The 19,009-nt window shown below is 72.3% G+C and carries 15 protein-coding genes; 7 read left to right on the top strand and 8 right to left on the bottom strand.

Translation table 11 applies throughout. The features are described 5' to 3' along the window. Positions 1 to 130: 130 nt before the first annotated feature. The 6 genes from AC07B0_RS27450 to AC07B0_RS27425 all read right to left on the bottom strand — a co-directional run bounded on the left by AC07B0_RS27450 (position 131) and on the right by AC07B0_RS27425 (position 6,442). The gene (locus tag AC07B0_RS27450) at positions 131 to 727 is read right to left on the bottom strand and encodes a Uma2 family endonuclease (RefSeq protein WP_478864383.1); all 597 of its coding nucleotides are present in this window, start codon (positions 725 to 727) and stop codon (positions 131 to 133) included. Between the two features lie 227 nt (positions 728 to 954). Next, positions 955 to 2,265 carry a DUF58 domain-containing protein gene (locus AC07B0_RS27445; RefSeq protein WP_478899111.1) on the bottom strand — a complete coding sequence of 437 codons (1,311 nt, stop codon included), beginning with the start codon at positions 2,263 to 2,265 and terminating at the stop codon, positions 955 to 957. After that, complete coding sequence (locus AC07B0_RS27440; protein WP_356882544.1) at positions 2,265 to 3,227, bottom strand: AAA family ATPase; 963 nt, start codon at positions 3,225 to 3,227, stop codon at positions 2,265 to 2,267. Before AC07B0_RS27440 ends, AC07B0_RS27445 begins: the two co-directional genes overlap by 1 nt. Then, a complete protein-coding gene (locus AC07B0_RS27435; RefSeq protein WP_356882546.1) occupies positions 3,224 to 4,480 on the bottom strand; it encodes a DUF4350 domain-containing protein in 1,257 nt (418 codons plus the stop codon). Before AC07B0_RS27435 ends, AC07B0_RS27440 begins: the two co-directional genes overlap by 4 nt. After that, complete coding sequence (locus AC07B0_RS27430; protein ID WP_478899110.1) at positions 4,477 to 5,157, bottom strand: DUF4129 domain-containing protein; 681 nt, start codon at positions 5,155 to 5,157, stop codon at positions 4,477 to 4,479. Before AC07B0_RS27430 ends, AC07B0_RS27435 begins: the two co-directional genes overlap by 4 nt. Positions 5,158 to 5,164: 7 nt before the next feature. Then, positions 5,165 to 6,442 carry a hypothetical protein gene (locus AC07B0_RS27425; protein ID WP_478899109.1) on the bottom strand — a complete coding sequence of 426 codons (1,278 nt, stop codon included), beginning with the start codon at positions 6,440 to 6,442 and terminating at the stop codon, positions 5,165 to 5,167. 239 nt (positions 6,443 to 6,681) lie between these two features. Between AC07B0_RS27425 and mtrA the strand changes: the two genes are divergently transcribed. The 6 genes from mtrA to AC07B0_RS27395 all read left to right on the top strand — a co-directional run bounded on the left by mtrA (position 6,682) and on the right by AC07B0_RS27395 (position 13,991). Further along, complete coding sequence (gene mtrA / locus AC07B0_RS27420) at positions 6,682 to 7,371, top strand: two-component system response regulator MtrA (protein ID WP_323188307.1); 690 nt, start codon at positions 6,682 to 6,684, stop codon at positions 7,369 to 7,371. Between the two features lie 97 nt (positions 7,372 to 7,468). Then, complete coding sequence (gene mtrB / locus AC07B0_RS27415; RefSeq protein WP_467294368.1) at positions 7,469 to 9,328, top strand: MtrAB system histidine kinase MtrB; 1,860 nt, start codon at positions 7,469 to 7,471, stop codon at positions 9,326 to 9,328. Beyond that, on the top strand, positions 9,315 to 11,153 hold the full coding sequence (locus tag AC07B0_RS27410; protein ID WP_467293974.1) for an LpqB family beta-propeller domain-containing protein: 1,839 nt from the start codon (positions 9,315 to 9,317) through the stop codon (positions 11,151 to 11,153). Before mtrB ends, AC07B0_RS27410 begins: the two co-directional genes overlap by 14 nt. 111 nt (positions 11,154 to 11,264) lie before the next feature. Beyond that, entirely contained in the window at positions 11,265 to 12,014 is a 750-nt protein-coding gene (locus AC07B0_RS27405) for a ComF family protein (protein WP_478899108.1), read from the top strand. Positions 12,015 to 12,377: 363 nt separating this feature from the next. Next, positions 12,378 to 13,073, top strand: coding sequence for a ribosome hibernation-promoting factor, HPF/YfiA family (gene hpf / locus AC07B0_RS27400; protein WP_356882558.1), 696 nt, complete (start codon positions 12,378 to 12,380; stop codon positions 13,071 to 13,073). Between the two features lie 189 nt (positions 13,074 to 13,262). Next, a complete protein-coding gene (locus AC07B0_RS27395) occupies positions 13,263 to 13,991 on the top strand; it encodes a response regulator transcription factor (protein ID WP_356882560.1) in 729 nt (242 codons plus the stop codon). 27 nt (positions 13,992 to 14,018) lie between these two features. Here the strand turns inward: AC07B0_RS27395 and AC07B0_RS27390 are convergent, their stop codons facing one another. Together AC07B0_RS27390 and AC07B0_RS27385 are read right to left on the bottom strand one after the other, a co-directional pair. Continuing rightward, positions 14,019 to 15,197: a winged helix-turn-helix domain-containing protein gene (locus tag AC07B0_RS27390; protein WP_478899107.1), complete on the bottom strand. Its 1,179-nt coding sequence runs from the start codon at positions 15,195 to 15,197 to the stop codon at positions 14,019 to 14,021. Positions 15,198 to 15,207: 10 nt separating this feature from the next. Next, the gene (locus AC07B0_RS27385) at positions 15,208 to 15,813 is read right to left on the bottom strand and encodes a GNAT family N-acetyltransferase (protein WP_478864389.1); all 606 of its coding nucleotides are present in this window, start codon (positions 15,811 to 15,813) and stop codon (positions 15,208 to 15,210) included. A 240-nt stretch (positions 15,814 to 16,053) separates the two neighbouring features. Between AC07B0_RS27385 and secA the strand changes: the two genes are divergently transcribed. Beyond that, the gene (gene secA, locus AC07B0_RS27380; RefSeq protein WP_356882566.1) at positions 16,054 to 18,846 is read left to right on the top strand and encodes a preprotein translocase subunit SecA; all 2,793 of its coding nucleotides are present in this window, start codon (positions 16,054 to 16,056) and stop codon (positions 18,844 to 18,846) included. Positions 18,847 to 19,009 lie beyond the last annotated feature (163 nt).

Here is a 19,009-nt window from a genome sequence, read left to right as displayed (position 1 = left end):
GACCCTGTGGGAGAGTAGGACGCCGCCGAACAATCATTGTGGGAAAGCCCCGCACCTTATGGTGCGGGGCTTTTCTGCGTTTACGGCCCGGAACGGCGCGGATGCGGTGCCGTCCGGCCGTCAGGCGGCGCTACCAGTCGGCCGGGTAACTTTTCAGGCCGCTCGTTTCGAGGGTCCAGCGGCCGGCCGGGACGGTGTCACCGAAGGCGTAGGGGACCTTCTTGCGGTAGCGGATGCCGTCGGGGCCTTCCGAGGGGTCACTGTGGACCGTGACGGCCTTCTTGTCCTTGCGGGGATCCACGACGACGTACAGGGGGATGCCCATGCGCGGGTAGTCGTGGAGCTTGTCGCGGATGTCGGTGAGGGAATTCGTGCGGGAGACGACTTCCACCACCATCAGGACGTCGCGCGAGTTCACGACCTTGGCCGTGTCGTCGGTGTCCTCCTCGGCGGTGACCATGAGGTCGGGGACCTTGGTCAGTCCGGTATGGGGATCACCCATGTTCGTGGCGTTGAGGGCCATGACCTCGGGCGTTTGGGCCTCGATCTGGCGGCGGAGCCGGACCACGTTCAGGCCGTGGGGAGCCGTGGGGCTCATCATCGTGAGGAAGATCTGACCGTCGGTGGTCTGCACCTTCCACGCGTCCTCCTGGAGCTCGGCCAGTTCCGCGAGTTGCTCCGCGAAATCGTGCATCCGGCGCATCTGCTCGGGGGTGAGGTCGGCCATCGTGTCCTCCTGGTGGGTGCCCGACCAGCGTAGCCAGCCCGGGACCGCAGGAGCGGCTCTAGAGCGCTAGTGCCGTGACCGGAAAGGTCCACCGGGTCGCGACGTCCGGCACGGCACCTCTTCGCGTTGTCGGACCACGGAGGTACGTCCAGTACGAGCCGTGGCCCTCCGCCTTGAGATGCACCGCACCGGACGCCGCGACCCGCCAAACCTTCCCGGCCACGGCACTAGAGGCGGCCGGCGGCCTTGAGGGAGAGGTAGGCGTCGGCCAGGGCTGGGGGGAGGGTTTCGGGGGTGGCGTCCACGACGTGGACGCCGTGGCGGGTCAGCTGGTCGGCCGTGCGGCGGCGCTGGGCCTGGGACTGGGTGCCCGCCGCGGCCTCGTAGACGGCGTCGACGGTGCCGCGGGCGCGGGTCATCTCGGCCACGTGCGGGTCGGCCACGGAGGCCAGGACGACCGTGTGGCGCTGCGTCAGCCGGGGGAGCAGCGGCAGCAGGCCCTCCTCGATCGGGGCCGCGTCCAGGCTGGTCAGCAGGACGACGAGGGACCGGCGGGGGGCGCTGCGCAGGATCGTGGAGACCAGGGTGCGGGAGTCGGTTTCGACGAGTTCCGCTTCGAGGGTCGCCATGGCGCTGACGAAGGCCGGAAGGGTGTCGGCGGCCGAGCGGCCCTGGACCTGGGCGCGGGCACGGCGGTCGTGGGCCAGCAGGTCCACGCGGTCGCCGGCGCGGGTGGCCAGGGCGGTCAGGAGCAGGGCCGCGTCCATGGCGGCGTCCAGGCGGGGAGCGTCCCCCACGCGGCCCGCGGCGGTGCGGCCGGTGTCCAGGCAGATCAGGATGTGCCGGTCGCGTTCGGGGCGCCAGGTGCGGACGGCGACCTTGTTCTGGCGGGCGGTGGCGCGCCAGTCGATGGAGCGGGTGTCGTCGCCGGGGACGTAGTCGCGGAGGCTGTCGAACTCGGTGCCCTCGCCGCGGGTCAGGACGCTGGTGCGGCCGTCGAGTTCGCGCAGGCGGGCCAGGCGGGACGGGAGGTGCTTGCGGCTGGCGAACGGCGGCAGGACGCGGACCGTCCAGGGGACGGTGTGGGAGCCCTGGCGGGACATCAGGCCGAGCGGGCCGTACGAACGGATCGTGACGCGGTCGGCCCGGCGGTCGCCGCGCCGGGTGGGGTGCAGGCGGGTGGTCAGGCGGCGGCGTTCGCCCGCGGGGACGGTCAGGTCGTGGCGGGAGGCGGGGCCCTCGGTACCGGGCTGCCAGCTGCTCGGCGGCCAGGCGTCGCGGACGCGGGCGCGGAGGGTGCGGCGGCCCGGGTTGGTGACCGTGAGGTGGACGTCGGCGCTCTCGCCGAGGCGCACCGAGGTGTCGCCCGAGCGGGTGAGGCGCAGGGCGCGGACGGGCGCCGCCAGGGCGCAGTCGACGGCGCAGGCCAGGGCCAGGGTGCCGTTGACGGCGAGGATGCCCGTCCAGCTCGGTTCGAGGATGCCGACGGGCAGGCTGCCGAGGGCCGCGAGGAGGGCGGCGCGTCCGGTGAGGGCCATCAGCGCGGGACGGGGACGTGGGAGAGGATCGCCGTGATGACGGCGTCGGCCTTGACGCCTTCCATCTCGGCTTCCGGGCGGAGCTGGACGCGGTGGCGCAGGGTGGGCAGGGCGAGGGCCTTCACGTCGTCGGGGGTCACGTAGTCGCGGCCGACGAGCCAGGCCCAGGCGCGGGCGGTGGCCAGCAGGGCGGTCGCGCCGCGCGGGGAGACGCCGAGCGTGAGGGACGGCGATTCGCGGGTGGCGCGGCAGATGTCGACGACGTAGCCGGCGATCTCGGGGGAGACGGTGACGTGGGTGACGGCTTCGCGGGCGGCTTCGAGTTCCTTCAGGCCGGCGACGGGGCGCAGGCCCGCCGCCGCGAGGTCGCGGGGGTTGAAGCCGGCGGCGTGCCGGGTCAGGACGCCGATCTCGTCCTCGCGGGAGGGGAGGGGCACCGTCAGCTTGAGGAGGAAGCGGTCGAGCTGGGCTTCGGGGAGGGGGTAGGTGCCCTCGTACTCGACGGGGTTCATGGTGGCGGCGACGAGGAAGGGCTCGGGGAGCTTGCGGGGGGTGCCGTCGACCGTGACCTGGCGTTCCTCCATCGCTTCGAGGAGCGAGGACTGGGTCTTGGGGGGCGTGCGGTTGATCTCGTCCGCGAGGAGCAGGTTGGTGAAGACCGGGCCGTCCTGGAAGGAGAACTCGGCGGTGCGGGCGTCGTAGACGAGGGAGCCGGTGACGTCGCTCGGCATCAGGTCCGGGGTGAACTGGACGCGCTTGGTGTCGAGTTCGAGGGAGGCGGCGAGGGCGCGCACGAGGAGGGTCTTCGCGACGCCGGGGACGCCTTCGAGGAGGACGTGGCCGCGGCACAGGAGTGCGACGACGAGACCGGTGACGGCGGAGTCCTGGCCGACCACGGCCTTGGCGATCTCGGTGCGGAGCGCTTCCAGGGAGGTACGGGCGCTGTCCGTGGTGGCCGTCATGAGGTGCGGACCTCTCTTTCGAGGGCGTCGAGGTGGTCGGCGAGCGCGACGAGTGCCGCGTCGTCGGCGGGGGTGGTGCCGAAGAGGAGGGTGGTCACGTCGCGGGTGCCGTCGCCGAGGCGGGCGGACACGGCGGGGACCAGGGAGGCCGGGTCGTGGGCCTGGGCGGGCGGTACGCCGACCAGTGCGGCGAGGCGTTCGCGGGTGGCGGCGCGCAGCACGGTCGAGGCGCGGTCGCGGGCGTCGGCCTTGCGGTAGAGGCGGGCGCGGCCCTCGGTGGCCTCGGAGGCGCGGACGGCGACGGGGAGCCTCTCGGTGACGAGGGGGCCGAGGCGGCGGGCGCGCCAGAGGGCGGCGAGGACGGCGGCGGCGAACAGCTGGAGCAGGGCCCAGTGCCAGCCGGACGGGACGAGGTCGAGGAGGCTCTGGTCCTCGGTGTCGTCGGCGGCGGTCATGTCCGCGAGGGTGGGCAGGTACCAGACGAGGTCCGGGCGGGAGCCGAGGAGTTGGAGGGCGAGGGAGGCGTTGCCCTCTTCGGCGAGGCGTTCGTTGAGGAGGACCGACTCGGAGCCGAGGAGGACGGTGTCGCCGCCCTTGGTGGTGCCGGGCAGGACGAGGAGGGTGGGGCGGCCGCCGCTGGGGTAGCAGGCGGTGGCTCCGGCGGGGCCGGCGGTGTAGCGGAGGTCGCCGCCGGTGGAGGCGCGGCCGGCGGTGGCGGCGGCCGGCAGGGTGCAGGCGGGGTCGAGGTCGTCCTGGTGGGCGAAGCCGCCGGTGCGCGCGGCGGGGGCCAGGTCGGAGAGGGAGTCGCCGGGGGCGATCAGGACGGTGCGGCCGCCGGAGAGGTCGATGGCGGAGCGGATCGCGCGGCGCTGGGAGGCGCCGAGCAGGTCCGGGTCGGTGACCAGGAGGGTGGTGCCGGGGCCGGCCGCGGCGGCGGCGTCGGTGGCGTTGGTGACCACGCGGGTGGTGACTCCGCGTTCCTGGAGGAGTTGCGCGAGGGCCCGGCTGCCCTCGGGGTCGGGGGAGCGGGGGTCGAGGCGTCCGTGGTGGTCGCCGGTCTGGAGGCCGGCCAGGAGGACGGCGGAGACCAGCAGGATGCCGAGGGCGAGGAGGAAGCCGCGGCTGCGGGCCCAGAGCTGGGCGCCGGTGAGGGCGGTGGAGGTGCCGGCGCGGCGGCCCGGGCGGTCGGGCGCGGGCGCGGGGGCCGGGGCCGGGGCGGGCGGCGCCGTCGCGGGCTCGGTGGGGCCGGTCATGCGGTGGGTCCCGTCAGGAGCGGCTTGGTGCGCTCCAGGGTGAGGTCGAGGGTGCGCAGGCGGGCGTAGGCGTCGGGGTCGGCGGTGCGGCCGCCGTAGGTGACGTCGTCGAAGGTGCGGGCGGCGGCGCGCAGGTCGTCGGCGTGGCCGGGCAGGGACACGGCGGCTTCGGCGGCGGCCTCGTCGGCGGTGCGGCCGGGGCGGGGGTCGAGGAGGGTGCGTTCCTCCAGGGAGCGCACGAGGGCGCGCATGCGTTCCTGGACGGCCTCGGTCCAGTGGCCGGCGGCGGCGTGGGTCTCGGCGGCGGTGCGGTGGTCGGCGGCGCTGCGCAGGCCGTCGTCGAAGAGGATGCCCGCGCTGGTGGCCGTACGGCGGGGGGTGCCGAGGCGCCACCAGAGGGCGGCGACGAGGAGGACGACCAGGACGGCTACGGCGAGGACGCCGTAGCCGCCGCCGGGGGTGGAGGCGGAGGCGCTGTCGAGGAGGCCGCCGATCCACTCCCAGAAGCGGTCCAGCGCGCGCTCGAAGAGGCCGGGGTCGTCCTGGTGGTAGGCGCGCTTGGCCAGTTCGCGTTCGGCCGCCTCGCGGGCGGCGTCGCGCGGTGTCGTCAGTGGTGGCGTCTCGGCGCCGGGCAGCAGCGCCGTGGTGCCGGTGACGATGAGTCCCCCCGTTCTCATCGGTGCGTCAGCCTCCTGTGACCGGTCCGCCGCCGGGCTGCGGGGTGGCGGCGTCGTAGTCGTCGAGGCCGGCGGCGCGGGCGAGTTCCAGGTCGAGGGCCTCGCGGCGGATGCGCTGGTCGATGTAGAGGAGGTTGGTGACGCCGGTCTGCATGGGGACGGTGACGGTGAGGCTGACGAGTCCGCCGATCGCGGTGATGATCAGGAAGGTCCAGCTCTGGGCGGAGGTGCCGTCGAGGAGGCCGCTGAAGCCGCCGGGGGACACGATCATGGCGATGACGGCGAAGGGCACCGCGATGATCAGCGAGGTGATCCAGGTGATGACCCAGGTGAGGGCGCTGATGCCGAAGATGCGCCACCAGGAGCCCTTGACCAGCTTGGCGGACCGCTTGAAGGCGTCGGTGACCTTGCCGCGTTCCAGCACCAGGGCGGGCGGTGCCAGGACGAAGGTCACGAAGTACCAGGCGAGGAGCGTGAGGGCGACGGGGATGCCGAGGACCATCAGGACGGCGTTGCCGGTCAGGAGGCCGGGGAGCAGGGGCAGGACGCCGGCGGCGAGGGCGCCGAGGAACAGTACGGCGGTCAGGGCGAGCAGGCGCGGGAGCAGCGGGCGGACGGCGCGCAGGTCGGCGGCGACGGTGGAGCTCTGGCCGAGGACGGCGCGGCTGACGACGCCGGCGAGGAGGCCGGTGACCAGGAGCAGTCCGAGCAGCTGGATGTAGTAGTTGAAGACGGCGGTGGTCAGGGTGTCGCCCAGCAGCCGCATGGCTTCTTCGGGGGTCGCGGCTTCGTCGGGCGTCATGACGAGGTTGTCCATCATGAGGCGCTGCACGGTGAGCAGGCCGAGCTGGACGAGGGCGGCGAGGACGAGGCTGACGGAGAGGACCGTCTTCCAGTGGCCGCGCAGGGTGCTGACGGCGCCGTCGAGGATCTCGCCGAGGCCCAGGGGGCGCAGGGGGATCACTCCGGGCTTGGCGGCGGGGGGCGGGCCGCCCCAGCCGCCGGGGCCACCCGGATGGCCGTACGGGGCGCCGTAGGGGCTGCCGTACGGTGCGCCGGGCTGCTGGCCGGGCTGCTGGCCGGGCTGGCCGTACGATCCCCAGCCCTGGCCCTGCTGCTGCGGGGGCGGGGTGGGGCCCGCTGCCGGGCTGGACCACTGGCCGGGCGGGGGCTGGGACGCCGACCACTTCGGGGCGTCGGCGGGCGGTGCGGGCGGCTGGGTGCCGTCGGAGCCCTGGCCGTCGGACGGGGATCCGGGCGTGGCCCAGCCCGGAGAGTCGTTCATCGTCGCTCCTTCACGTGCACCTGCCGTGGCGGGCGCGCTGGTCGGCTGCCATCGTGCCATGGGGGGACCTCGAACGGACCAGCTGTCCCCCACCCAGGATCTTGGGCTGCTCGTCCCTTCAATTGTCGCGCGGATCCGGGGCAGACTGGTCGTCCTGATCACCACGCAGGTCCGAGGGGCGATTTCCAGCCCTTTTGGCTGTGGGACAGCTCACCGCCGGGTAACGATTAGCTAATGGGATGATGTCAAGCATGAAGGGACGCGTCCTTGTCGTCGACGACGACACCGCACTGGCCGAGATGCTCGGCATCGTGTTGCGTGGAGAAGGTTTTGAGCCGTCGTTCGTAGCGGACGGTGACAAGGCATTGGCTGCCTTCCGGGAGGCCAAGCCGGACCTCGTCCTGCTCGACCTCATGCTGCCCGGACGGGACGGCATAGAGGTGTGCAGGCTGATCCGGGCCGAGTCGGGCGTGCCGATTGTCATGCTCACCGCCAAGAGTGACACGGTGGACGTGGTCGTGGGCCTGGAGTCCGGGGCCGACGACTACATCGTCAAGCCGTTCAAGCCGAAGGAGCTGGTGGCCCGCATCCGGGCGCGTCTGCGCCGGTCGGAGGAGCCCGCACCCGAGCAGCTGGTCATCGGTGACCTGGTCATCGACGTGGCCGGGCACTCGGTCAAGCGCGACGGCGCCTCCATCGCACTGACCCCGCTGGAGTTCGACCTGCTGGTCGCCCTCGCCCGCAAGCCCTGGCAGGTGTTCACCCGCGAGGTGCTGCTGGAGCAGGTCTGGGGCTACCGGCACGCCGCGGACACCCGCCTGGTCAACGTGCACGTACAGCGTCTGCGCTCCAAGGTCGAGAAGGACCCGGAGCGCCCCGAGATCGTCGTGACGGTGCGCGGTGTCGGCTACAAGGCCGGACCGAGCTGACGTGCAGCCCGGCAAGCCCCGGGGCGGCTCCCGATGGGGGTCCCCGTGGGGTGGCCGGCAGCTCCGTTCGGTGGCGGACGGAGCCTCCGGCGGCCCCGTGCTGCGGCTGTGCGTACGCCTCGTACGCCGGCCGCTGCTTCCGGCTGTCCGGCTGTGGCGGCGCAACATCCAGCTCCGGGTGGTCGTCGCGACGCTGCTGATGTCGCTGGCCGTGGTCCTCGCCCTCGGCTTCGTCGTCGTCGCCCAGGTCAGCAAGGGACTCCTCGACGCCAAGGAGGAGGCCGCGCAGAGCCAGGCCGCGGGAGGGTTCGCGGTCGCACAGGAGAAGGCGAACACCCCCCTGTCGGTGGAGCCCGACGCCACCGACAACAAGGTCGGCCGGGACGCCAGCACCTGGATGAACTCGCTCGTCAAACAGCTCGCCAGCGGCGGCCAGACCGCCTTCGAGGTCGCCGCGCTCGGCGCGGGCGAGCAGCAGCCCGGAGCCCAGGGCGTCAAGGGCGCCCGCGCGTCCGGCAACGTCGACCCGACCGCCAGCGTCCCCATCGAGCTGCGCCGGGCCGTCAACCACGCCACCGGCACCTTCAAGACGTTCTCCGAGATCCGGTACACCGCCGGCGTCGGGGACAAGGCGCCCGAGCCCGCGCTCGTCGTCGGCAAGCGGCTGACCGACATCAACGGCTACCCGTACGACCTGTACTACCTCTTCCCGCTCACCCAGGAGGAGGAGTCCCTCAACCTGGTCAAGAGCACCATCGCGACCGCCGGCCTCTTCGTCGTCGTCCTGCTCAGCGCCATCGCCTGGCTCGTCGTGCGCCAGGTCGTCACCCCCGTCCGGATGGCCGCCGGGATCGCCGAGAGGCTCTCGGCCGGGCGGCTCCAGGAACGTATGAAGGTCACCGGCGAGGACGACATCGCCCGCCTCGGCGAGGCCTTCAACAAGATGGCCCAGAACCTCCAGAACAAGATCCAGCAGCTGGAGGACCTCTCGCGGATGCAGCGCCGCTTCGTCTCGGACGTCTCCCACGAGCTGCGCACCCCGCTCACCACCGTCCGGATGGCCGCCGACGTCATCCACGACGCCCGCGTCGACTTCGACCCCGTCACCGCCCGCTCCGCCGAACTCCTCGCCGGACAGCTCGACCGCTTCGAGTCGCTGCTCGCCGACCTGCTGGAGATCAGCCGCTTCGACGCGGGCGCGGCCGCCCTGGAGGCCGAGCCCATCGACCTGCGGGACGTCGTACGCCGCGTCATCGACGGCGCCGAACCGCTCGCCGAGCACAAGGGCACCCGGATCCGCGTCCTCGGGGACACCCAGCCCGTCATCGCCGAGGCCGACGCCCGGCGCGTCGAGCGGGTGCTGCGCAACCTCGTCGTCAACGCCGTCGAGCACGGAGAGGGCCGCGACGTGGTGGTCCGGCTCGCCTCCGCGGGCGGGGCCGTCGCGGTCGCCGTCCGCGACTACGGCGTCGGCCTCAAGCCCGGCGAGGCCACCCGGGTCTTCAACCGCTTCTGGCGCGCCGACCCGGCCCGCGCCCGCACCACCGGCGGAACCGGCCTCGGCCTGTCCATCGCCGTCGAGGACGCCCGGCTGCACGGCGGCTGGCTCCAGGCCTGGGGCGAGCCCGGCGGCGGCTCGCAGTTCCGCCTCACCCTGCCCCGCACCGCGGACGAGCCCCTGCGCGGATCCCCGATCCCGCTGGAGCCCGAGGACTCGCGCGGCAACCGGGCCCGCGCCGCCGCCGAGGCCGCCGGACGCGGACCCGGCGCCGGCGGGCACCCCGACGGCCGGTCCGAACGCGCGGACCGCTCGCCGATACCGCCGCGCCCGGCCGTCACCACGGCCATGCCGGTGCCCGCCGACCCCACGGCACTGCCGGGCAGCGGCTCCCGGGTCGTCGCCAGGCCGGCCGACCAGCCGACAGCACAGGAGGACGGAACCGGTGGAGGACGCTGAGCGCGGGCAGGACCGCCCGCCGGGCGGACCGAAGGGCACGAGGACGCTCCTCGTCCTCGGAGCGGCCGGAGCACTGCTGACCGGCTGCGCGTCCATGCCGACCCGCGGCGAGATCCGCCCCGTCGAGGCCTCCCAGGGCGTGGACTCCCAGGTCCGGGTGTTCGGCGTACCGCCCGCCGACAAGGCGAACCCCGCCGACATCGTCGAAGGCTTCCTGGAGGCCATGACCAGCGACGACCCGCAGCTGGAGACCGCCCGCAAGTACCTCACCCCGGAAGCGGCGGAGAAGTGGAAGCCCGGCTCCGCCGTGACCGTGCTCTCCGCCGGCCTCGACCGGCTCCCCGTCCAGGGCGAGAAGGACCCCGACGGACCCCGCTGGAAGATCACCGGGAAGAAGCTCGCGACCGTCGACGAGCGCAGCGCCTACCAGCCGGAGACCGGCGGCGGCCGCTACGAGGAGTACCTCCAGCTGGTCCAGGTCAACAAGCAGTGGCGCATCGCGACCCCGCCCAGCAGCCTCGTGCTCAGCGAATCCGACTTCCAGCGCATCTACAAGCCCGTCAACAAGTACTACTTCGCCGGCAACTCCCTCGTCGCCGACCCGGTCTACGTCCGCCAGCGCAGCGACCCCGAATCGCGGATGGACCCGACCACGCAGACCGTCCAGTCGCTGCTCGCCGGGCCCTCCAAATGGCTCGGCCCCGTCGTCTCGACCAGCTTCCCGACCGGCACCGGACTGCGCGAGGGCACCAAGTCCCTCTCGTACGACGGCCAGAACACCCTGCGCGTCCCGCTCAACGGCAACGGGGCCAACGTCGCGCAGCCGCAGTGCCAGAAGATGGCCACCCAACTCCTCTACACCGTCCGGGACCTGACGGGTTCCCGGCTGGACCGCGTCGAACTGCTGCGCCCCGACGGCAAGTCGCTGCTGTGCGGCGTCAACCAGCCGGCGACCACCGCGTTCGTCAGCCGGACCCCGGTCCCCGAGCACCAGTACTACGTGGACAAGGACTCCAAGCTGGTCCGGATGGTCCTCAGCGTCAACGCCGAGGAGCAGCAGGACAAGCCGGAACCGGCACCCGGGCCGCTGGCCACCGCCGCCGACTTCAAGGTGGGCTCGGCGGCCGTCACCTACGACGAGAAGCGCGCCGCGGTCGTCTCCGGAGACGGGCACGGCCTGTACGTGGTGACCCTCGCGACGGCCGGCCCGATGCCGCAGCCCCTCATGACCAGCAAGAGCGGCAAGCTGACCCCACCCAGCTGGGACGCCCACGGCGACCTGTGGATCGCCGACCTCGACCCGCAGACCCAGGGCCTGTGGCGGATCCCCGGCGGCACCGGCACCCCGCAGAAGGTCGACGTCGCCGGACTCGACGGGAAGATCACCGGACTGAAGGCCTCCTCGGACGGGGTGCGCCTCGCGCTGCTCGTCGAGAAGGAGGGCGGGCGCAAGAACCTCTACACCGGCCGGATCGAGCGGCCCGAGGGCAAGGGCGACTCCTCGCCGGTGTCGGTGCGCGAGCTGCGCCCGGCCGCTCCGCAGATGGCCGAGGTGACGGCGATGAGCTGGGCGCCGCGCGGACGGCTGCTGGTGGTGGGACGCGAGAGCGGCGGCGTCGACCAGGCCCGCTACATGCTGGCGGACGGCTCGATGGTCGCCGCGAGCCTGCCCGGGGCGACCGGGCTCAGCGCGATCGCGGCCGCCGAGGACGAGTCCAAGCCGGTCGTGGCCTACTCCGGCGAGGACGGCATCGTGTGGCTTCCGCCGGGTGCGCAGTGGCGCACGGTCGCGGCGGGCGGCAAGGCCCCGGTGTACCCGGGCTGACCGGCTGACCGGCTGTGCGGCTGACCGGCTCGGCCGTGGGTCTCCGCGGCCGGGGGCCGGGGTTTTCCACAGGGGTGGCGGGGGCCGTACGGGCCCCGCCACAGTGGAGGCATGCGGGGGTGGTGGCAGGAGGTCTCCGGGCTGGTGCTCCCGGCGGGCTGCGCGGGCTGCGGCACCGGCCGGGCGGTGCTGTGCGCGGACTGCCGGAGCGCTCTGGGCGGGAGCGCGGCGGGCCGGGTGCGTCCGGCCGCGCGGCGGGCCGGGCCGGCGGGGCTGCCGGCCGTGCACGCGGCGGCCGCGTACGAGGGGGCCGTACGGGCGGTCGTACTGGCCCACAAGGAACGCGGGGCACTGCCCCTGGCCGGGCCGCTGGGCGCCGCCCTGGCGGCCGCCGTGGCCCTCGCGGTGCTCCGGGCGGGTGCGGGCCGGGCGGGGGAGCTGGCGCTGGTTCCGGTGCCCTCCGCACGGCGGGCCGTCCGGGCGCGCGGTCACGACCCGGCGCGGCGGATCGCGCTGGCCGCCTCGGCGCGGCTGCGGCGGGCCGGTACGGCCGCGCGCGTGGCGTCCGTACTGCGCCAGCGCAGGCCGGTCGAGGACCAGGCGGGCCTGGGGGCCGTCAGGCGGCTGGAGAACCTCTCGGGGGCCCTGGAGGTCCGCGCGGGCGGTGCGCGGCTCACCGCGGGGGCGGGGATCGTGCTGGTCGACGACGTGATCACCACGGGGGCCACGCTGGCGGAGGCGGCCCGGGCCCTGCGGGAGGCCGGACTACGGGTGGACGCGGCGGCCGTGGTGGCGGCGCCCGCGGAATCCTTCGTCCGGATCCGGTCGGCAACCCGTACAGAGCAAAAATCTTGTGAATAGATTCGGAACCGCTGGGGAATGCGCAACGTTGCAGGTAGTAAGAGGGAACAGTCACCTGAACGTAGGTATGTTCCGGTAGCGGGTGCCGACAACCGGCATTGAGAGATATGTTCGGTTGTGAGGAACTGGCGATCCTTGGGACCCGGGTATCGGAGCACCAGTCCGCCCGTTTTGGAATCTTCGTGTCAATGCCTGCTCAGGGGGTTGTCTCTCTACTCCGAAGTCGGTGGGATGTAGATCTTGCCGATGGGGGAGGAGGAGGTGAAAGTCGCCAAGTCCGAGGCTCCGGTGTTCACCGGGGCCTGGTGCGAAAGGGAGACGCTTCGCCGCACGAGGCGGGGCTCTCCGGGAACGGAGTTCTGCGTGGACATCGTCGTCAAGGGCCGCAAGACCGAGGTGCCCGAGCGGTTCCGCAAGCACGTGGCCGAGAAGCTGAATCCGGAGCGGATCCAGAAGCTCGACGCCAAGGTGATCAGCTTGGACGTCGAGGTGTCCAAGGAGCACAACCCGCGCCAGGCCGACCGTTCCGACCGCGTGGAGATCACCCTGCGTTCGCGGGGCCCGGTGATCCGTGCCGAGGCCGCCGCCGCAGACCCGTACGCGGCGCTCGACCTGGCTCAGGACAAGCTGGAGGCCCGGCTGCGCAAGCAGCACGACAAGCGCTACACGCGCCGCGGCAACGGCCGGCTCTCGGCGGCGGAGGTCGCCGACGTGGTGCCGGGAGTCGCGTCGCTCAACGGCAACGGCGAGCCGGTCGGCGAGGAGAAGGCGGACGGGATTCCGACCACCCGCATCGGATCCCTCGAAGTGCAGGGCGAAGGCCCGCTCATCGTCCGCGAGAAGACCCACTCGGCCGGACCCATGTCGCTCGACCAGGCCCTGTACGAAATGGAACTGGTCGGCCACGACTTCTACCTGTTCGTCGACTCCGAAACCAAGATGCCCAGCGTCGTCTACCGGCGTCACGCCTACGACTACGGCGTCGTCCACCTGAACTCCGACGGCGCCTCCAGCTCCGACCAGCCGGCAGCGGGCGCCGGCGGTGCGCTCGGCGGCTGAGCATTCATCCGTCGCCCCCGCGGGACGCACGGGCGTTCCGCGGGGGCACCTGTATGGGCGCGTATGAGCCAGCCGGATTTCGCCAGATCCCCGCCCGGCGGTGCGGGCATGGAATCATGGCGGACAGTCAGCCGGCGCCCCATCCCGCCGGTTCGGCCCAGCAGCTCGGCACATGCAGGGGGAGGAACGATGGCGGACAGCTTCGGGCCGGTACGCGGTGACGACGGCGCGGGCTGCCGCGAGGCGGACCCGGCCGGGGAGCCCATCCGGGTGCTCGTCGTCGACGACCACGCCCTCTTCCGGCGCGGGCTGGAGATCGTCCTCGCGCAGGAGGAGGACATCCAGGTCGTCGGCGAGGCCGGGGACGGTGCCGAGGCCGTGGACAAGGCCGCCGACCTGCTGCCGGACATCGTGCTCATGGACGTGCGGATGCCCCGGCGCGGCGGCATCGAGGCGTGCACCTCGATCAAGGAGGTGGCCCCCTCCGCGAAGATCATCATGCTGACGATCAGCGACGAGGAGGCCGACCTCTACGACGCGATCAAGGCGGGCGCGACGGGCTACCTGCTCAAGGAGATCTCCACGGACGAGGTCGCGACGGCGATCCGCGCGGTCGCGGACGGCCAGTCGCAGATCAGCCCGTCGATGGCGTCGAAGCTGCTCACCGAGTTCAAGTCGATGATCCAGCGCACCGACGAGCGGCGGCTGGTGCCGGCGCCGCGGCTGACGGACCGGGAGCTGGAGGTCCTGAAGCTGGTGGCCACCGGCATGAACAACCGTGACATCGCGAAGCAGTTGTTCATCTCCGAGAACACGGTGAAGAACCACGTCCGCAACATCCTGGAGAAGCTCCAGCTGCACTCCCGGATGGAAGCCGTCGTCTACGCGATGCGCGAGAAGATCCTAGAGATCCGCTGACGCCACCGCGGGTCGGGGCGCCGGTGCCTACGCGCCGCGCGCGCGGAGTTCCGCCGTCACGGCGGCCGCCTCCCGCTCGCTCGTCGCGCGGTCGACGCGCACCTCCTCGCAGCCCACCCAACGGGCCGCCTCCCACAGGGCCTCCGCCATGGCGCCGGCGGCCTTCGGACTGGTCAGCGAGAGCTGGCGGGCCACCAGGGTGGTGCCCTCCCGGCCCGGGTCGACGCGCCCCTGGAGGCGGCCGCCGGCCAGCAGTGGCATCGCGAAGTAGCCGTGGATCCGCTGGGGTTTGGGGACGTAGGCCTCCAGCCGGTGCGTGAACCCGAAGATCCGCTCGGTGCGGGGGCGGTCCCAGACCAGGGAGTCGAACGGGGACAGCAGGGTGGTGCGGTGGCGGCCGCGCGGCACGGTGGCCAGGGCCTGCGGATCGGCCCACGCGGGCTTGGCCCAGCCCTCCACCGTCACCGGGATCAGACCGGATTCCGCGACGACCGCGTCGAACTGGTCGCCCTTGAGCCGGTGGTAGTCCGCGATGTCGGCGCGGGTGCCGACCCCGAGCGAGCGGCCGGCCAGGGCCACCAGGCGCCGCAGGCACTCGTGGTCGTCGAGGTCGTCGTGGAGCAGGGCGTCCGGGACGGCCCGCTCGGGCAGGTCGTAGACCCGCTTCCAGCCGCGCCGCTGGGCGCAGACCACCTCGCCGGTGTCGAGGAGCCACTCCACCGCGATCTTGGTCTCGGACCATTCGAACCACTCGCCGCCGTTCTTGGCGCCGCCGAGCTCGGTGGAGGTCAGCGGGCCCTCGGCGCGCAGCCGGTCCAGGACCGCCCCCGTCGAACGCTCCTTGTCCTGGAGGACGTGCCAGCGGTGGCCGCGGGCCCGGCGGGCGCGGCGGCGGAAGGCGAAGTGCGGCCACTCCTCGACGGGCAGGATGCAGGCGGCGTGCGACCAGTACTCGAAGGCGTGGCTCTGCGACCAGTAGGCCTTCTCGACGGTGTCCCGGCCGACCGCGCCGAGGCGTGCGTACGGGATCAGCTCGTGCGAGCGCGCCAGGACCGAGATCGTGTCCAGCTGCACGGCGCCCAGGTGGCGCAGGACCCCGCGGACCCCGCCCCTGCGGTCGGGCGCTCCGAGGAAGCCCTGGGCGCGCAGGGCGATCCGGCGGGCCTCGTCGGCGGACAGGGACAGGGTCGGCTGCGGCAGGCTCATGGCCCGCAGCCTAGGCGCCGCCACTGACACCGGTGCCCGTGGCGGCGGGGAGGTAGGGGAGGGCGGGGGTCAGGCCGAGGTCCGAGGGGAGCAGGGCCCCGACCCAGCCGTCGCGTGCGGTGCCGTTGCGCAGGAGGGAGGCCCGCAGCAGGCCCTCGATGCGGAAGCCGGCCTTCTCGGCGACGGCCTTCGAGCCCGCGTTGCCGACCTCCGCGCGCCATTCCAGCCGTACGGCGCCGAGCTCGGTGAAGGCCCAGCGGGCGACGGCGTCCAGGGCCTCGGTCATGTAGCCGTGCCCGCGGTGCTCCCTGGTCGCCCAGTACCCGACCTCGTACGAGCGGGTCCCGAACGCCTCGTGCACGTGGACGCCGATCGCCGCGACCAGCGGGCCGCCCGGGCCGAGACGGACCGCGAAGCTGTACCCGGTGTCCCCGCGCCAGCCGGCCGGGACCAGCTCGCCCACGAAGGCCTTCGCGTGGGCGCGCTCGTAGGGGGAGGGGACCATCGTCCAGCGCTGGATGTCGGGGTCCTGCGCGGCCGCGTAGACCTCGTCCTCGTCGTCCGGCGCGAAGGGCCGCAGGTCCAGGCGGGCCGTGGTCAGTGTGGTGGGCTCCATGGGCGGAGTCTGGTACCTGGGCGCGGAACGGGCGAGCACTTTTTTCCGAAGCGGGCCCGGAGAGGGCGGCACCTATTTCCTTCTCCGTACGTTCTCATTCCGGGCGCCCGTGCCCTGCGGACACGGCGGACCTCCCGACGCGACCACGTCCTCGCTTACGATGGCCGTTGCGGTGGGGCCCACCTGCCGTGCCCGTGTACGTACAGTGCCCAGGCCCGACCGGCAAGGAGACAAACCTCGGTGTCCGTCTTCAACAAGCTCATGCGTGCAGGCGAAGGCAAGATCCTGCGCAAACTGCACCGCATCGCGGACCAGGTCAACTCCATCGAAGAGGACTTCGTCAACCTCTCCGACGCCGAGTTGCGTGCGCTCACGGACGAGTACAAGCAGCGTTTCCAGGACGGCGAGAGCCTGGACGACCTGCTGCCCGAGGCCTTCGCGACCGTTCGCGAGGCCGCGAAGCGCGTCCTCGGCCAGCGTCACTACGACGTCCAGATGATGGGTGGCGCGGCGCTGCACCTCGGCTACGTCGCCGAGATGAAGACCGGTGAGGGCAAGACCCTCGTCGGCACGCTGCCCGCGTACCTGAACGCGCTGTCCGGCAAGGGCGTCCACCTGATCACGGTGAACGACTACCTCGCCGAGCGCGACTCCGAGATGATGGGCCGGGTGCACAAGTTCCTCGGTCTCGAGGTCGGCTGCATCCTCGCGAACATGTCGCCGGCGCAGCGCCGCGAACAGTACAACTGCGACATCACGTACGGAACGAACAACGAGTTCGGCTTCGACTACCTCCGCGACAACATGGCCTGGTCGCAGGAAGAGCTGGTCCAGCGCGGCCACAACTTCGCCGTGGTCGACGAGGTCGACTCGATCCTCGTCGACGAGGCCCGCACCCCGCTGATCATCTCCGGCCCGGCCGACCAGGCCACCAAGTGGTACGCCGACTTCGCCAAGCTGGTCACCCGCCTGACCAAGGGCGAGGCCGGGCAGCCGCTCAAGGGCATCGAGGAGACCGGCGACTACGAGGTCGACGAGAAGAAGCGCACCGTCGGCATCCACGAGGCCGGTGTCGCGAAGGTCGAGGACTGGCTCGGCATCGAGAACCTGTACGAGTCGGTGAACACCCCCCTCGTCGGTTACCTCAACAACGCGATCAAGGCCAAGGAACTCTTCAAGGCCGACAAGGACTACGTCGTCATCGACGGCGAGGTCATGATCGTCGACGAGCACACGGGCCGCATCCTGGCCGGCCGCCGCTACAACGAGGGCATGCACCAGGCGATCGAGGCGAAGGAAGGGGTGGACATCAAGGACGAGAACCAGACCCTCGCCACGATCACCCTGCAGAACTTCTTCCGCCTCTACTCGAAGCTGTCGGGCATGACCGGTACGGCCATGACCGAGGCCGCCGAGTTCCACCAGATCTACAAGCTCGGCGTCGTCCCGATCCCGACGAACCGCTCGATGCAGCGCAAGGACCAGCCCGACCTCATCTACCGCACCGAGGTCGCCAAGTTCGCCGCCGTCGTCGACGACATCGCGGAGAAGCACGAGAAGGGCCAGCCGATCCTCGTCGGCACCACCTCGGTCGAGAAGTCCGAGTACCTCTCGCAGCAGCTCTCCAAGCGGGGCATCCCGCACGAGGTGCTGAACGCCAAGCAGCACGACCGTGAGGCCACGATCGTCGCCCAGGCCGGCCGCCGCGGCGCGGTCACCGTCGCCACGAACATGGCGGGCCGCGGTACCGACATCAAGCTCGGCGGCAACCCGGACGACCTCGCCGAGGCCGAGCTGCGCCAGCGCGGCCTGGACCCCGAGGAGCACATCGAGGAGTGGGCGCACGCCCTTCCCGAGGCGCTCCAGCGCGCGGAGGCGGCCGTGAAGGCCGAGTTCGAGGAGGTCAAGGACCTCGGCGGGCTCTACGTCCTGGGCACCGAGCGGCACGAGTCGCGCCGCATCGACAACCAGCTGCGCGGCCGCTCCGGCCGTCAGGGCGACCCGGGCGAGTCCCGCTTCTACCTGTCCCTGGGCGACGACCTGATGCGCCTGTTCAAGGCGCAGATGGTCGAGCGGGTCATGGCGATGGCGAACGTGCCGGACGACGTCCCGATCGAGAACAAGATGGTGACGCGCGCGATCGCGTCGGCCCAGTCGCAGGTCGAGACCCAGAACTTCGAGACGCGCAAGAACGTCCTGAAGTACGACGAGGTGCTCAACAGCCAGCGCGAGGTCATCTACGGCGAGCGCCGCCGCGTCCTGGAGGGCGAGGACCTGCACGAGCAGGTGCGCTTCTTCATGGACGACACCATCGACGCGTACATCGCGGCCGAGACCGTCGAGGGCTTCGCCGAGGAGTGGGACCTGGACCGGCTGTGGGGCGCCTTCAAGCAGCTCTACCCGATCAAGACCACCGTCGAGGAGCTGGAGGAGGCGGCCGGCGACCGTGCCGGGATCACCGCCGAGTTCATCGCGGAGTCCGTCAAGGACGACATCCACGAGCAGTACGAGAGCCGCGAGAAGGCGCTCGGCTCCGACATCATGCGCGAGCTGGAGCGGCGCGTCGTGCTGTCGGTGCTGGACCGCAAGTGGCGCGAGCACCTGTACGAGATGGACTACCTCCAGGAGGGCATCGGCCTGCGGGCGATGGCCCAGAAGGACCCGCTGGTCGAGTACCAGCGTGAGGGCTTCGACATGTTCAACGCCATGATGGAGGGCATCAAGGAGGAGTCCGTCGGCTACCTGTTCAACCTGGAGGTCCAGGTGGAGCAGCAGGTCGAGGAGCTTCCGGTGCAGGACGCCCCGTCGCTGACGAAGGAGCCGGTGGCGCGGCCGGAGATCCGGGCCAAGGGCCTGGACGCCCCGCAGCGTCCGGACCGGCTGCACTTCTCGGCCCCGTCCGTCGACGGCGAGGGCGGTGTCATCGAGGGCGACTTCGACGCGGACGGCTCCGCGGACGGCGGCGACGGCATGACGCGGGCGGAGCGCCGCAAGGCGCAGAAGGCCTCCGGCGGGCGGCGTCGCAAGAAGTAGCCCCGAGGGGATCTGTCGCGACCGGCCGGGGCCGGACACCGTGGGTGGTGTCCGGCCCCGGCCGTTGCGCTGCCGCGCGGGGGTGGTGTCCCGTGCGGGTGCGGCGTCGTGGCCGGGGGCGCCGCCCCCGGACCCCCGCGCCTCAAACGCCGGCGGGGCTGGA

It is taken from the genome of Streptomyces sp. NPDC044704 (assembly GCF_056433525.1).
Note: the sequence above shows the minus strand (reverse complement) of the source record. Positions and strands in the feature narration are given on the sequence as shown.

Bases quoted from the DNA above. Each gene is read 5' to 3' on its own strand.
- AC07B0_RS27450 (WP_478864383.1), bottom strand. From the start codon at position 727: ATGGCCGACCTCACCCCCGAGCAGATGCGCCGGATGCACGATTTCGCG.
- AC07B0_RS27445 (WP_478899111.1), bottom strand. From the start codon at position 2,265: ATGGCCCTCACCGGACGCGCCGCCCTCCTCGCGGCCCTCGGCAGCCTG.
- AC07B0_RS27440 (WP_356882544.1), bottom strand. From the start codon at position 3,227: ATGACGGCCACCACGGACAGCGCCCGTACCTCCCTGGAAGCGCTCCGC.
- AC07B0_RS27435 (WP_356882546.1), bottom strand. From the start codon at position 4,480: ATGACCGGCCCCACCGAGCCCGCGACGGCGCCGCCCGCCCCGGCCCCG.
- AC07B0_RS27430 (WP_478899110.1), bottom strand. From the start codon at position 5,157: ATGAGAACGGGGGGACTCATCGTCACCGGCACCACGGCGCTGCTGCCC.
- AC07B0_RS27425 (WP_478899109.1), bottom strand. From the start codon at position 6,442: ATGAACGACTCTCCGGGCTGGGCCACGCCCGGATCCCCGTCCGACGGC.
- mtrA (WP_323188307.1), top strand. From the start codon at position 6,682: ATGATGTCAAGCATGAAGGGACGCGTCCTTGTCGTCGACGACGACACC.
- AC07B0_RS27405 (WP_478899108.1), top strand. From the start codon at position 11,265: ATGCGGGGGTGGTGGCAGGAGGTCTCCGGGCTGGTGCTCCCGGCGGGC.
- AC07B0_RS27395 (WP_356882560.1), top strand. From the start codon at position 13,263: ATGGCGGACAGCTTCGGGCCGGTACGCGGTGACGACGGCGCGGGCTGC.
- AC07B0_RS27390 (WP_478899107.1), bottom strand. From the start codon at position 15,197: ATGAGCCTGCCGCAGCCGACCCTGTCCCTGTCCGCCGACGAGGCCCGC.
- AC07B0_RS27385 (WP_478864389.1), bottom strand. From the start codon at position 15,813: ATGGAGCCCACCACACTGACCACGGCCCGCCTGGACCTGCGGCCCTTC.